At 35.9% G+C, this 12,533-nt stretch carries 19 protein-coding genes; 15 read left to right on the forward strand and 4 right to left on the reverse strand.

Annotated elements, in window-relative coordinates; genetic code table 11:
• Window positions 1-3 precede the first annotated feature (3 nt).
• The 15 genes from AB5359_RS07070 to AB5359_RS07140 all read left to right on the forward strand — a co-directional run bounded on the left by AB5359_RS07070 (window position 4) and on the right by AB5359_RS07140 (window position 8,837).
• Window positions 4-333, forward strand: a complete 330-nt coding sequence (locus AB5359_RS07070; RefSeq protein WP_003647760.1) for a YbaB/EbfC family nucleoid-associated protein — start codon at window positions 4-6, stop codon at window positions 331-333.
• A gap of 2 nt (window positions 334-335) precedes the next feature.
• Entirely contained in the window at window positions 336-935 is a 600-nt protein-coding gene (gene recR / locus AB5359_RS07075; RefSeq protein WP_368279876.1) for a recombination mediator RecR, read from the forward strand.
• Window positions 932-1,168: a YaaL family protein gene (locus AB5359_RS07080; RefSeq protein WP_003647758.1), complete on the forward strand. Its 237-nt coding sequence runs from the start codon at window positions 932-934 to the stop codon at window positions 1,166-1,168. The genes recR and AB5359_RS07080 overlap by 4 nt, the downstream gene beginning before the upstream one ends.
• A 107-nt stretch (window positions 1,169-1,275) precedes the next feature.
• Window positions 1,276-1,917, forward strand: coding sequence for a dTMP kinase (gene tmk, locus AB5359_RS07085; RefSeq protein ID WP_048685668.1), 642 nt, complete (start codon window positions 1,276-1,278; stop codon window positions 1,915-1,917).
• Between the two features lie 13 nt (window positions 1,918-1,930).
• Entirely contained in the window at window positions 1,931-2,257 is a 327-nt protein-coding gene (locus AB5359_RS07090) for a cyclic-di-AMP receptor (RefSeq protein ID WP_003649403.1), read from the forward strand.
• Window positions 2,257-3,114 carry a DNA polymerase III subunit gene (locus AB5359_RS07095; RefSeq protein ID WP_077410143.1) on the forward strand — a complete coding sequence of 286 codons (858 nt, stop codon included), beginning with the start codon at window positions 2,257-2,259 and terminating at the stop codon, window positions 3,112-3,114. The genes AB5359_RS07090 and AB5359_RS07095 overlap by 1 nt, the downstream gene beginning before the upstream one ends.
• A 10-nt stretch (window positions 3,115-3,124) precedes the next feature.
• A complete protein-coding gene (yabA, locus tag AB5359_RS07100) occupies window positions 3,125-3,469 on the forward strand; it encodes a DNA replication initiation control protein YabA (RefSeq protein WP_003649401.1) in 345 nt (114 codons plus the stop codon).
• A gap of 3 nt (window positions 3,470-3,472) precedes the next feature.
• Window positions 3,473-4,330 (forward strand): 16S rRNA (cytidine(1402)-2'-O)-methyltransferase, encoded by an 858-nt coding sequence (gene rsmI, locus AB5359_RS07105; RefSeq protein ID WP_048685672.1) that lies wholly within the window; start codon window positions 3,473-3,475, stop codon window positions 4,328-4,330.
• Between the two features lie 17 nt (window positions 4,331-4,347).
• On the forward strand, window positions 4,348-5,082 hold the full coding sequence (locus AB5359_RS07110) for an acyl-[acyl-carrier-protein] thioesterase (RefSeq protein WP_020807798.1): 735 nt from the start codon (window positions 4,348-4,350) through the stop codon (window positions 5,080-5,082).
• A 50-nt stretch (window positions 5,083-5,132) separates the two neighbouring features.
• Window positions 5,133-5,648 carry a folate family ECF transporter S component gene (locus AB5359_RS07115; RefSeq protein ID WP_024273019.1) on the forward strand — a complete coding sequence of 172 codons (516 nt, stop codon included), beginning with the start codon at window positions 5,133-5,135 and terminating at the stop codon, window positions 5,646-5,648.
• 28 nt (window positions 5,649-5,676) lie between these two features.
• Window positions 5,677-6,402 carry a tRNA (adenosine(37)-N6)-threonylcarbamoyltransferase complex dimerization subunit type 1 TsaB gene (gene tsaB / locus AB5359_RS07120; protein ID WP_048685674.1) on the forward strand — a complete coding sequence of 242 codons (726 nt, stop codon included), beginning with the start codon at window positions 5,677-5,679 and terminating at the stop codon, window positions 6,400-6,402.
• Window positions 6,386-6,943, forward strand: a complete 558-nt coding sequence (gene rimI, locus AB5359_RS07125) for a ribosomal protein S18-alanine N-acetyltransferase (RefSeq protein WP_048685676.1) — start codon at window positions 6,386-6,388, stop codon at window positions 6,941-6,943. The genes tsaB and rimI overlap by 17 nt, the downstream gene beginning before the upstream one ends.
• Entirely contained in the window at window positions 6,940-7,986 is a 1,047-nt protein-coding gene (gene tsaD / locus AB5359_RS07130) for a tRNA (adenosine(37)-N6)-threonylcarbamoyltransferase complex transferase subunit TsaD (RefSeq protein ID WP_048685678.1), read from the forward strand. The genes rimI and tsaD overlap by 4 nt, the downstream gene beginning before the upstream one ends.
• A 234-nt stretch (window positions 7,987-8,220) precedes the next feature.
• Window positions 8,221-8,454 (forward strand): hypothetical protein, encoded by a 234-nt coding sequence (locus AB5359_RS07135; RefSeq protein ID WP_232001023.1) that lies wholly within the window; start codon window positions 8,221-8,223, stop codon window positions 8,452-8,454.
• The gene (locus AB5359_RS07140) at window positions 8,418-8,837 is read left to right on the forward strand and encodes a hypothetical protein (protein WP_232001024.1); all 420 of its coding nucleotides are present in this window, start codon (window positions 8,418-8,420) and stop codon (window positions 8,835-8,837) included. The genes AB5359_RS07135 and AB5359_RS07140 overlap by 37 nt, the downstream gene beginning before the upstream one ends.
• 90 nt (window positions 8,838-8,927) lie before the next feature.
• On the opposite strand, the gene AB5359_RS07145 is transcribed toward AB5359_RS07140, so the two are convergent.
• The 4 genes from AB5359_RS07145 to AB5359_RS07160 form a co-directional block, all read right to left on the reverse strand.
• Window positions 8,928-10,301 carry a ClC family H(+)/Cl(-) exchange transporter gene (locus AB5359_RS07145; RefSeq protein ID WP_048685681.1) on the reverse strand — a complete coding sequence of 458 codons (1,374 nt, stop codon included), beginning with the start codon at window positions 10,299-10,301 and terminating at the stop codon, window positions 8,928-8,930.
• A gap of 109 nt (window positions 10,302-10,410) precedes the next feature.
• A complete protein-coding gene (locus AB5359_RS07150) occupies window positions 10,411-10,698 on the reverse strand; it encodes a hypothetical protein (RefSeq protein WP_003649392.1) in 288 nt (95 codons plus the stop codon).
• The gene (locus AB5359_RS07155) at window positions 10,685-11,215 is read right to left on the reverse strand and encodes a DUF3990 domain-containing protein (protein ID WP_048685683.1); all 531 of its coding nucleotides are present in this window, start codon (window positions 11,213-11,215) and stop codon (window positions 10,685-10,687) included. Before AB5359_RS07155 ends, AB5359_RS07150 begins: the two co-directional genes overlap by 14 nt.
• 154 nt (window positions 11,216-11,369) lie before the next feature.
• The gene (locus AB5359_RS07160; RefSeq protein ID WP_024273020.1) at window positions 11,370-12,362 is read right to left on the reverse strand and encodes a GMP reductase; all 993 of its coding nucleotides are present in this window, start codon (window positions 12,360-12,362) and stop codon (window positions 11,370-11,372) included.
• Window positions 12,363-12,533 lie beyond the last annotated feature (171 nt).

Below are 12,533 nucleotides of genomic sequence, written 5' to 3' on the forward strand. Positions count from 1 at the left end.
AAAATGAGTAGAAGACCTAATTTTGGTGGTATGGGTATGGGCAACATGCAAGGCTTAATTAAGCAAGCTAAAAAGATGCAACAACAAATGGAAGCTGAACAAGCAAATTTAGCTACTCAAGAATTTGTTGGCAAGTCTGCTGATGATATGGTAGTAGCAACTTTTAGTGGTGACCGTCAATTAAAAGACTTAAAGATTGATAAGGAAGCAATTGATCCAGATGATCCAGATATGCTTCAAGATTTAGTTATTGATGCTGTTAATAAAGGAATTAAGGCAGTCGATGATGCTACTCAAGCATCAATGGGAAAATACACTAAAGGTTTGATGTAATTATGCAATATCCATTACCAATTGCACGTTTAATTGATAATTATATGAAGTTGCCTGGTATTGGTGAAAAAACAGCAACGCGGTTAGCTTTTTACACAATGGACATGCCTGAAGATGATGTGGAAGACTTTTCCAAGTCATTAATGCAGGTAAAAGAAAATCTTCACTCTTGTTCTATTTGTGGAAATATTACCGAGAGCGAACCATGTGAAATTTGCCGAGATGCAAATCGTGATCGTTCAACAATTATGGTGGTAGAGCAGCTAAAAGATGTAATGGCTTTTGAAGAAATGGGTGAATATAACGGTTTATACCATGTTTTACATGGTGTTCTGTCCCCAATGGATGGTGTTGGCCCAGAAGAAATTAATATTAAGAGCCTGATTACTAGACTGCAAAAGCAAGATGAAGTTAAAGAAGTTATTTTGGCTTTAAATTCTAGTCCAGAAGGTGAAGCAACTGCAATGTACTTAGCTAAGCTAATCAAACCAGCCGGCTTGAAAGTGACGCGCCTAGCTGCAGGGTTAGCTGTAGGTAGCGATATTGAATATGCAAACTCAATTACTTTGAAGCGCGCTGTTCAAGGGAGAACAGATCTATGATTGGAAAAAGGCATAAAGTTAAAAAAGCAGGCGATGAACGACTATTAAAAGTAGTTGCTCAATTACAAAGACAACTTGCAGAACAAAAAGTTTTTGATCAGACAACAATTGATTATTCATTTGATAATCGCGTTTTAAATAAAATTCTACATGCAAAATTTATTTTTTTGTATGAAGAAGCAAGAAGAAGAAACACTAAATCTAGTAGCTCATCAAGCGTGATTACTAGATAATGTAGTCCACCAGTGGTGGACTTTTTTTGTGGAAAAATAAATAATCTGAAAAAAACAAGTCTGTCTTTCTTTTTTCTTTTACAGTACAATGCCAATTGGGGGTAGACATGAAAGGATATTTAATTACATTTGAAGGCCCAGATGGGGCAGGAAAAACCACAGTTATCAACGAGCTTATCAAGCAGTTGCCAAAAGAAATACAGAAAAAGACGATTATTACACGTGAACCTGGTGGATCAAAGATTTCTGAAAATATTAGAACAATTATTTTAGATCCAGCAAATAAGGAAATGGATGATCGAACTGAAGCTCTTCTTTATGCAGCTCAAAGAAGTCAGCATGTTAGTGAAGTTATTCGCCCAGCTTTGGCAGCTGGAAAAATTGTTTTATCTGATAGATTTATCGATAGTTCTTTAGCATACCAAGGTGTTGGCAGAGATTTAGGCGTTGAAGAAGTAAAGCAAATTAATGATTTTGGAACTGGCGGTCTTGAGCCTGATTTGACGATCTTTTTAGACTTAGATCCTGCAACTGGCTTGGCTAGAATTGAAAAGGAACGAGCAGGGCAAGAAGATCGACTTGAACAAGAAAAATTAGCTTTCCACAAAAAAGTTTATGCCGGATATACAGACTTGTTAAAACGATATCCTGATAGAATTAAAAAGGTGGATGCTAATTTGCCAATCGAGGAAGTTGCGGCTAATAGTGTTAAAATAATAAGAAAGCAATTACCTGATATTTTTATGTAAGGATTTGGTAAGAATGAAACTCGTTTTAGCAATTGTACAAGATAAAGACGCGGATGCATTGGCAAGAGAATTTATTCAAAATAATGTGCGTGCAACAAAATTAGCTACAAGCGGCGGCTTTTTAAAGGCAGGAAATACAACTTTTATTGTTGGGATTGAAGATGACCGAGTAAATGAAGTATTAGAAATTATCAAAAAGAGTTCCCACACTAGAGAGCAGTATGTTTCTAATATGAATATGGATGCAGCGGGAACTTCAATGCTAGGTAAGCCTGTCCAAGTTACTGTAGGCGGAGCAACGGTCTTTGTATTACCAGTTGAGGAATTTAAGCACTTTTAATGATTGATTTAAAAAATATAGGTCAAAAGCAGACTGATCTTTTAAGGGATGCATATTTAAATAAAAAAGTTGCCCACAGTTATTTGTTTGTCGATCCAATGCAAAAAAAAGGACTTAATACAGCTTATTGGCTGGCATGTCTTTTTAATTGTACAGGAGAAAATAAGCCTGATGGGACGTGCAATAATTGCCAAAGAATTTTAGATGGCAATCATCCTGATGCCTTTTTAGTAAAACTAGAAGGAAAACAGACGCTTTCAATTGATCAAATTCGTCCTTTGAAAGAAGAATTGGCAAAAAGTCCTGTTGAAGGCAAGCGACGTTTTTTTATCATTGAAAATGCTGAAAAGCTAACTTTAGCTGCAAGTAATGCTTTGCTTAACTTATTAGAAGAGCCGGTAGCACCTGTAGTTACGATTTTGATAACCAATAATGAAAATCAAATCTTGCCAACAGTTAAGTCTAGAACGCAGATTCTTAATTTCTCTGATGAAAAAATTGATAGTAAGAGAGCGCAGTTGCTTGAATATGGCTTAACTGATGAAGAAATTGATGATCTAGGCGATACGGCTAAGCTTGAAGAAGAAAGTAAGTATTTGTTCCAAGAGTTATTAGAGCAGAATGATTTAGCACTGGTACGCGTGAGCCAGATTAGCGGTCTTGCTACAAAGCCAGCAAGTCAAAAATTTGTTTTTTATCAACTTAAGACTTTAGCGATGAAGAGTCTAACAGCTGGTGAAAAGTTAAGGAAAAGTGCATTCTTATTGGAGTTGTTGATGACTGCTGATAAGATGCGAGCTAGTAATGTTAGTTTCCACAATACGTTAGATTATTTAGTATTGAGTTTTGAACGGTAGGTGTTTTTGAGTGGATCCATTTTCACAATTGTCACAATTACAGCAAAATCTTCAGGCAATGACAAAAACTGTTGCCGGTCTGGAAAATGACATGCTTGAAGTATTGAAAGAAAATACAGAATTAAAAGTTGAAAATCAACTATTAAGAGAAAAAATTAGTAAATTAGACGCTAACAAAGAACCAGCAGAAAGTAAGTCCCAAGCTGGTCTAAAATCACTACGTAATATTTACGATTCTGGCTATCATATTTGCAACATGTATTATGGCTCTCACCGTGAATCTGGTGAAGATTGCATGTTTTGCTTAGATATTTTAGATAATTTCGTAAATCACGGACAAAAAAATAGGGGATAAAAGATGCAAGCGCAAAGTAGTTTTAATGAAAAAGATAAGGGGCATCTTTACCTTGTCCCTACACCAATTGGCAATTTAGAAGATATTACTTTAAGGGCGAAGAGGATTCTAACTGAAGCTGATTATATTGCTGCTGAAGATACTAGAACCAGCGGAATCTTACTTGAAAAAATTGGCGTTCATAATAGGATGATTTCTTTTCATAAGTATAATTCTAAAGAACGTGCGCCAGAATTAATTAAATTGCTTAAAGAAGGAAATACGATTGCCGAAATTTCTGATGCTGGGATGCCGGTTATTTCCGATCCTGGTTATATTTTGGTCCAAGAATGTATCAAAAATGATATCCCGGTTGTTTCGCTTCCAGGACCTTCAGCTTTTGCGACAGCTTTAATTGCATCTGGCTTTGATGCTCAACCATTTACCTATTATGGCTTTTTACCGCGTAAGAGTAGTGAGCAAAAAGTATATTTTGAGATGATGAATCAGGCACGTGCAACTTCAATTTTCTATGAAGCACCTCATCGTTTAAAGAAGACTTTAAAGACCTTGGCTGAAGTAATTAAACCAGATAGAAAAATTGTGTTAGCTCGTGAACTAACGAAGATTCATGAGGAATATTTAAGAGGTACAATTAGTGAAATTAATGAATACTTCACTAAGAATGATCCTCGAGGCGAGTTCGTAGTTTTGGTTTCACCAAATGATGAGAAAGAAAAGCAACTTTCTTGGGATGAGCTAATCAAGCAAGTGGCTGATCGAGTTGAAGCTGGTGAAAGTAAAAAGGATGCTATTAAGTTAGTCGCTAAGGCTAATAAAGTATCAAAGAATGAGCTCTATGATAAATATCATCAAAATTAATTGCGTGGTGATCGCTAATGGAAAAGATTTTTAAAGAAGAACATCAGGTTACTTATGGCGACTGTGATGAAACGGGGAAAATTCAGCTTCCTAAATTAATTGAACATTTTATGAAAGTTTCAAATGATCAATTAACTCAAGGCAATGCTGGGATTCATGATTTATTAAAACAAAACTTAGGCTGGGTGGTAGTTGAATACCATCTTGATCTTGAGCGTCTTCCTGAAGCTGGTGAAAAAATTACCGTTACAACAAACGGTAGCGGTTATAATCGCTTTTTTGAATATAGAGATTTTGGTATAATAGACTCTACTAACAAAAAGATAGTAGATGTCAAAAGCCAATGGGTGATTTTAGATCTAAAAAATCGAAAAATTACTGAAGCAGATAGTCAAATGATGGAAAAGTTTGGAAATCCATACTTGAAACATATGCCACGTTTTAAGAGATTACGTCCTTTGAAGGATTATGAATCGAGTAAGACATATGCGGTTCGTTACTATGATTTAGATACAAATCATCATTTAACTAATAGTGTTTATTTTGATTGGATGATTGATACTTTACCAAGAGAATTTTTGAATTCTCATACTGCTAAAAGTGTCGATATTTCATTTAAAAAAGAAGTACAATATGGCGATCAGGCCGTATCTGAGCTTACGCTTGATCAAGATACGCTTACGTCGTATCATTTGATTTCTAATCAAGGTGAAATTTCTGCTTTGGCTGAAATTAGTTGGAGAGAAAATTAAGAGCATGACTTGTTAGTATAGTCGTGCTTTTTTGGAAGGTAGGGATGCCAATGAAGACGGGAATAAAGAAAATAGATTTGCAAGGTTTAGTTACTTTGGCACTATTTGTAGCGATGGATATTGTATTAGAAAAAATTTCTTTTGGTCCTTCAACTGTAAAAGTAGGATTGGGATTTATTGGAAGTGCGCTTTTAGGATATTATTTCGGTCCACTTTGGGGTGGAATCGGCGCATTAATTAGTGATTTATTGCGGTCAGCTATTTTTGGAGTTGAGGGAGGATTCTTCCCAGGCTTTACTCTGTCAGCTATTGTTGGCGTGGTAATCTATGCCTTATTTTTATACCAAAAGCCAATTAAATGGTGGCGCGTTATTGCAGCGACTTTATTAGTCACTTTAGTAGTTAATGTATTAATGAATACTTATTGGCTTCACCTACTATATGGCCTAGACTTACGAGCAGCCTTCTTACAAAGAATTCTCAAGGAATTAATTACGCCATGGATTCAAATTGTCGTACTTTACGTGATTTTAAATGCTTTTCAACGTGTTAAAATAAGAAGGTAATTTCGATAGTATTAAGGATAGAGTTTAAATGAAGATATTAAGTATCACGACTGCAACCAATCATTTGAGTGTAGCTTTGAATGATGGGGATAAAATTGTTGAAAAAAATGAAGAGGATCATCGCAACCATAGCGAGCATTTAGATCCTTTGATTACTGAATTACTAAAAGAAAATAATCTTACCTTAAAAGATATTGATCGTTTTGCAGTGGCAGAAGGGCCAGGTTCTTATACGGGATTGAGAATTGGAATTACAACTGCTAAGATGTTTGCTTCTATTTTAAATAAAGATTTAGTCGGAGTATCAACTTTGGCTGCTTTAGCTAATGGAGTAAATGACGGAGTGATTGTAAGTGAGTTAGATGCTCGTAACAAGAATTTCTTTGCTGGGGTTTATAGAAAAGTAAATGGTAAGCTAGAGAACTTAGTTCCAGATGGTCATTATCATTTAGATGATTTAATTAATAAGATTAAAGAATTGGGTCTGCCTGAAGAAGTTGTCTTTGTCGGCAGTCCAATTGATAAATATCAAGATGAGATTGTGGAATTATTAGGGTCAGACAACTTTAAGCAAGCTGCAGGCGATAATCAAATTCATGCTGGGGAAATTGGTAAGTTAGCACTTAATAAGGAAGCAATTGATCCTGATAAGATGGTGCCAAAATACTTAAGACGTACACAAGCTGAAATTGATTGGCATAATAAGACTGGAAAGGCATTTGGTCCAGATAGCGACTATGTTGAAGAAGTTTAGTTTATTTTTTCATCCAGCAGAAATTGACTTGAGTTTTTCGCCTTTTGCTTTGAGAATTGATAATCAAACTTATCAAATTATGAAGGCAAGTGATGAAAATATTGCTGACTTGTTGGGCTTAGAGCAAGAAGTTTATTTTGGCAGAACCCCATGGAGTCGATTTTCTTTTAAGAGCGAATTGAAAAAGCATGCCAATTCTTTGTATCTTGTGGTTTATCAGGGTTCAACCTTGGTAGGCTTCGTCGGGATGAGAATGCAGGCACAAGAAGGACATATTACTAATATTGCTGTTAAGCCTGCTTTTCAAAAAAGAGGAATTGGTGGATTTTTGCTCAGGACAATGATTGAAATTGCTCAAAGAAATCATGCTGTTCAGATGACCTTAGAGGTGCGAAGCGATAATTACAATGCGCAGAGCTTGTACCGGAAGATTGGATTTAGGGATAATTTTATTCGGAAAAATTATTATTCGGCTGAACATGCGGACGCCGTAAGCATGATTAAAAAGATAGCAGATAGAGAACAGGAAGAAGTAAATTGACAAAAAAAGATATTCGAATTTTAGCATTTGAAAGTTCATGTGATGAAACTTCTACCGCCGTAATTAAAAATGGGCGCGAAATTGAAAGCTTAATTGTAGCTACTCAAATTAAAAGCCACCAACGTTTTGGTGGGGTAGTGCCAGAAGTTGCAAGTCGTCACCATATTGAAGTAATTACTCAAATTACTAAGGAAGCTTTAGCTGAAGCAAACGCTACTTGGGATGATATTGATGCAATTGCCGTTACCTATGGACCAGGTCTAGTTGGAGCTTTGTTAATTGGGGTTAGTGCCGCAAAAGCAGCTTCAATGGCAACTGGGATTCCATTGATTGGCGTTGACCACATTATGGGCCACATTATGGCAGCACAATTAAAGGATGAAATTGAATATCCAGCACTTGCCTTGCAAGTATCTGGTGGTCATACTGAAATTGTCTTGATGAAAGATCCGATCCACTTTGAAATTGTGGGTGATACAAGAGATGATGCAGCTGGTGAAGCTTATGACAAGATTGGTCGTGTTTTAGGAGTTAATTATCCAGCTGGTAAGACAATTGATGAATGGGCACATAAGGGTAAGGATACTTTCCACTTCCCACGTGCAATGATGGAAGATGATGACTATGATTTTTCATTCTCAGGATTAAAGAGTGCCTTTATCAACACTTGCCACCATGCAGATCAAATTCATGAAAAGCTTGATAAGTATGATTTAGCTGCTAGTTTTCAGGCTTCAGTTGTTGATGTGTTGAGCCACAAGACAATTAGAGCGATCAAAGAATATAAGCCGAAGACATTTATCTTAGGCGGCGGTGTCGCCGCGAACCACGGCTTACGCGATAGATTAGCAGAAGAGATTGAAAAGTTACCTGCTGATATTAAGCCAAAGGTGATTTTACCGGACTTGAAGCTTTGCGGAGACAATGCGGCGATGATTGGAGCAGCTGCATATAACCTGTACAAAGCTGGTAAGTTTAGCGATGAGAATTTGAATGCAGATCCATCACTTGAGTTGCCATATGCAGAGAGCATGTTGAAATAGAAAAATAGTTATGAAAAGAGTCGAACGGGGATGTTTGGCTCTTTTTTGGTAGAATGTTTTTATTTTCTAGTTTTAAATAACTGACACATTAACATTTCATTAAAAACAAGCAATTTCTCCGTTGCTTGTTTTTTCTTATCACTAACATGTTTCCGCAAGTCCTTATTCTGCCGTTTTATAACAATTGTTGCTATAATAAATACGAAAGATAAATAGTCTTGAGGAGGAATTATTATGAAAGATGAAGTTCAATCTCCACAAGAAGAAACTCCTAACACTTATTGGCGTTGGTTAGTAGAATCATGGCGCTATCCTTTAGGCCACAATCCTGCAGAGAAGTGGTATGGAGTTGTTACCTTATTAGGTGAAGATATTGTATTATTCATTGGTTTAGCTGTTGCAGGTAATTACATTGCCAACCTGTTTGACATGTGCATCATGGATCTGGTGCAACTTTCTGGGCAATAGTAATTTTATTTGTTGTTCAGATTATTACAATTCTTTGTTCCATGGTTGGTCACTTATTCGTGTTTGGTAACACAGGTGGCTTTTGGCAGTATGTCAATAAGGTTGCACAAGTAACTAACTGGAACTTCTGGATTGCAATTTGTGCATTCTTTTTCTTAATTTTGAGCTTAAGCTCAGGCTTGCTCGGATTTGGAGAAGGTTTAGTTTGGATTTTCTACGCACTATTTGCATTGGGATCATTTCTTTTAGTTGTCTGCCCAGATCCAGAAACCGAAAAGATGATTCACGACCCATTCTGGGGAGCAGTTATTTACTTAGTAATGGTAGCTGTAGTTTATGCCATTATTTGGGGCATAGCATTAAGTATTTTAATTAACTTGTAGAAAGTTATTATTTCTATATAAAAAGGTGTTGATCATCTTCGCTTATTGCGTTGAATGATCGACACCTTTTGTTTTGAAAATATTTATGAATTATTCTTCTGCATGTTTAACTTTAGGCAAGTTAGATAGCTTGTGATAATTCATCTGAATTCTTAGAGCTGCGTAAATTGGTTTTCCACCTAAGAGATCTAACACAAAGTAAGCGATAAAAGTGGTGATCAGCATTGGAAAAATCTGTTCAACTGATCCAACCATTTCTGTTAAAAGTGTTAAAGCTGTAAAAGGAGCCTTTTCAATAGCACCAAAATAAGCACACATAGAAGTAACGATAATAATCCCGTAACAACGTTTAGGAACAATGTTAAAGTGAATCATAATTACTGCAAATACAACGCCTAGAAGTGCTCCTAGAACTAAGATTGGCATAAAAATACCACCAGGCACAGAGGCACCATAAGAAATCATTGAGAAAACAAACCGAACAACGAACCAAACAAGCGGTAATAGTATCAGACTTAAAGTTCCAGTCTGAATACTTTTCATAAAAATCGGGTCAAATAAACTTGAAATAAAATCGTGTGAGCCGCCAAGTAGGTTAGCATTCCATAAACCAATTGGAATTACGAGCAGAAGCGGAATAACACTATGATAAATTGCTGGAATTTTGGTGATCTTTGCATAGACTGTTTTAAGGCTTAAGAGGCAGTATTGATAAAGGTAGGCGAGTAAGCCTAAGACTACACCAATAATTGCTACAAACCAATAAGAAGTAAGGGGCAATGACTTGTCTAAAGGAAGATATAGGCAAGGCTGCGTGCCAAAGAAGCAAAGCGTCATTAAGTCAGATGACATGGCAGCAGCTAAGGCAGTCAGGACTTCTTTGGGAGTGAAGTTAAAGGTTATTTCTTCTACTAGGAAGAAGACACCAGCTAGCGGTGCAGAAAAGGCAGCACTTAATCCAGCAGCTATTCCGCATCCCTGGAGTCTTTTAAGGTCATCTGGATCAGCATGGAAGAGATTTTCACCAAAGGCCTGACCAACCATTGCGCCCATTTGAATACAAGGACCTTCTCGTCCTAAGAATAGACCGGGACAAATAGCTAGCAAGCTACCAACAAACTTGCGCCAGAGAATGCTCCACCAGTTCATTTTATTTTCGTTAAGCATCACAGCTTCAACTTGCGGCACACCGGAACCAGTAATATTACTTAGAACGGGTTTAATAATTTTTCCTAGAATTAGAACGATTGACAAAGTTGCAATGATGTAAGGAACTAAGTAGATCGGTTTTTGCCGCATTAGGGGATAGATAAAGAATAAGAACTTCATTGTGTGGTCGATAATCCACCTAAAGGTACCGACAATTAATCCAGTTATGATCCCGATGATAATTCCCTGTAAGAAGATAAAGAAGAAGTTTGATGTAAACGGCTTAGCTAAGACTTGCTTGGCAGTTTTAATCAATTTTTTCGCCAGCTTTCTAAAAAGTACTTGCTTAATTTAGTTTACATCAATTAGAAGTTAAACTAATAAAAATAACGATAGCTGTGCGCCATCGTTGTTTTTATCAGTATTAATCTGTTGGTAACTTATATAGTTGAGGATTTTGCATTAAATAAAGTTGATTGTTGTCGACCATTAGTCCTTTATGCTCTAAGTTTTCATACATTTCATAGAAATATTGTGGATCTTCTTCATAAAAATAATCCGGTGGAAAACATAGAAAATTATAGACTTTTGATTCTTTAAATAAATTTTCAGCTTTTTCGATCGACATATGATCATTTGCAGCAATTAAAATACTGACTTCCTTAGTAATTGCATTAATAAATGATTCGGTTACGTATTTATTTTTCTTCATAAAAGACACCTCCATATTTTAAACAGTTAATTGAATTTTGAGTTTTAAAGGCCCATTGGCCAGTTAAATTTTCTGGTTTAAGACGAGATATAGCTTTCTCAAAAGATATTGTACCATTAGAATATAGTGCCAATGCTTCCCAGGAATTTGCTCCATCAACTACAGGACCTATAACTAGATCATAATCTGTATTTAAAGCAAAATCGATATTCTTTCTATTTTTTATGATATAGTTTAGCCAATCTTCGCTTACATGATCAAATATTTTGACTCTAAATGAATAGAATTGGTTTGTATCAAATACATATTTAGAAATTAAAATGTTGTACGGATTTTGTTTTAATTTTGAAGAATTAATTTTTATTTTATGTTTGCTCCATTTTGCCGCTTGATTAATATCTGTAGTTAAGTAAAAGCCTTTACCGAAGTCATGTCTTGGTTTTCCCGCATGAATATATGGTTTTTCTACAATAACGTCACTGCCATGGTACAAAAGATTTGGAATGGAAATTTTCATACTAAATCAACTTTCTAAAAATATATAGAGAAAAAGTTAGTCTCTATATAAATAAGTACGCAAAAAGAAGATGATTTTTTGTATGAAAATTGAATGAATATAAAAACCGAAGTATCCACTTAATATGAATACTTCGGTTCTCATGATTTAAATTTTATTTATCGCCATCAAAAATGGAAGATTTTACAATAACATAATCTACTACTCGAATTGCACTCAAGTCTTTACCGCCAGCGTATGAAATAGAAGACTGTAAATCTTCCTGCATTTCACGCAAGGTATCTTTAATAGAGCCACGATAAGGAACTAACATTTGCTTTCCTTCAACATTGCGGTAGGCTCCTTTTTGAACTTCAGAAGCTGAACCCCAATATTGCTTATATCTCTTGCCATCAATTGTAATTAAGTTGCCAGGAGATTCTTCATGTCCTGCAAATAGAGATCCAATCATTACCATTGAAGCGCCAAAGCGAACAGACTTGGCAATGTCACCATTATGACGAATACCACCGTCAGCAATCAACGGCTTTCTAGCTGCTTTTGAACACATTCTAAGTGCTGCTAATTGCCAACCACCTGTACCAAAACCAGTTTTTAACTTAGTGATGCAGGCGCGTCCCGGGCCTACGCCGACTTTAGTTGCATCAGCTCCAGCATTTTCTAATTCACGAACTGCTTCAGGAGTTGCAATGTTGCCAGCTGTTAAAAATGTATCGGGCAACTTATCTTTAATGTATTTAATCATCTTAATTACATAATCTGAATGCCCGTGAGCTACGTCGATTGTAATATATTCAGGGATGATCTTTTCTTTAGCCAAATAGTCGATAAAATCGTATTCGCTATCTTTAATCCCAACAGAAATTGAAGCAAATAAGCCTTTATCATGCATCATTTTAATAAAGTCAGCGCGCTTTTCTGGATAAAAACGGTGCATTACATAGTAGTAGCCGTTTTCCGCTAACCAAATAGCTAAATCATCATCAATTACGCTCTCCATGTTTGCTGGAACAACCGGGATTTTAAATGTTCGGCTTCCAAATTTTACGCTTGTATCGGCCTCTTTACGGCTCTTGATAATGCATTTATTAGGTACAAGTTGGATGTCATCATAATCGAAGGCTTCCATACTAAAGTAATTGCTCATCTAATTTACCTCGTGCTTTTTAAAAACTACATGAGTTAATATACGGGGGTTATGAGGTAAAGTCAAGAGCAAAAATGAATGTTTATTTTATTGATTATCAAAAATGTTCGGAAATTAATTGACTATTAAGATATAGATTGTTAAACTAGTCTTCGGTTTTAAGAAAATGAT

Source organism: Lactobacillus sp. RTP31084st1_F9_RTP31084_210423, from assembly GCF_040919545.1.
Lineage (GTDB): Bacteria > Bacillota > Bacilli > Lactobacillales > Lactobacillaceae > Lactobacillus > Lactobacillus paragasseri.

Excerpts from the sequence above, each read along its gene's own strand:
- tsaB (WP_048685674.1), top strand. The coding sequence starts at position 5,677 with ATGAAGATATTAAGTATCACGACTGCAACCAATCATTTGAGTGTAGCT.
- AB5359_RS07070 (WP_003647760.1), top strand. The coding sequence starts at position 4 with ATGAGTAGAAGACCTAATTTTGGTGGTATGGGTATGGGCAACATGCAA.
- rsmI (WP_048685672.1), top strand. The coding sequence starts at position 3,473 with ATGCAAGCGCAAAGTAGTTTTAATGAAAAAGATAAGGGGCATCTTTAC.
- AB5359_RS07155 (WP_048685683.1), bottom strand. The coding sequence starts at position 11,215 with ATGAAAATTTCCATTCCAAATCTTTTGTACCATGGCAGTGACGTTATT.
- AB5359_RS07150 (WP_003649392.1), bottom strand. The coding sequence starts at position 10,698 with ATGAAGAAAAATAAATACGTAACCGAATCATTTATTAATGCAATTACT.
- AB5359_RS07080 (WP_003647758.1), top strand. The coding sequence starts at position 932 with ATGATTGGAAAAAGGCATAAAGTTAAAAAAGCAGGCGATGAACGACTA.
- tmk (WP_048685668.1), top strand. The coding sequence starts at position 1,276 with ATGAAAGGATATTTAATTACATTTGAAGGCCCAGATGGGGCAGGAAAA.
- AB5359_RS07135 (WP_232001023.1), top strand. The coding sequence starts at position 8,221 with ATGAAAGATGAAGTTCAATCTCCACAAGAAGAAACTCCTAACACTTAT.
- AB5359_RS07115 (WP_024273019.1), top strand. The coding sequence starts at position 5,133 with ATGAAGACGGGAATAAAGAAAATAGATTTGCAAGGTTTAGTTACTTTG.
- AB5359_RS07110 (WP_020807798.1), top strand. The coding sequence starts at position 4,348 with ATGGAAAAGATTTTTAAAGAAGAACATCAGGTTACTTATGGCGACTGT.
- AB5359_RS07090 (WP_003649403.1), top strand. The coding sequence starts at position 1,931 with ATGAAACTCGTTTTAGCAATTGTACAAGATAAAGACGCGGATGCATTG.
- rimI (WP_048685676.1), top strand. The coding sequence starts at position 6,386 with ATGTTGAAGAAGTTTAGTTTATTTTTTCATCCAGCAGAAATTGACTTG.
- AB5359_RS07160 (WP_024273020.1), bottom strand. The coding sequence starts at position 12,362 with ATGAGCAATTACTTTAGTATGGAAGCCTTCGATTATGATGACATCCAA.
- recR (WP_368279876.1), top strand. The coding sequence starts at position 336 with ATGCAATATCCATTACCAATTGCACGTTTAATTGATAATTATATGAAG.
- AB5359_RS07095 (WP_077410143.1), top strand. The coding sequence starts at position 2,257 with ATGATTGATTTAAAAAATATAGGTCAAAAGCAGACTGATCTTTTAAGG.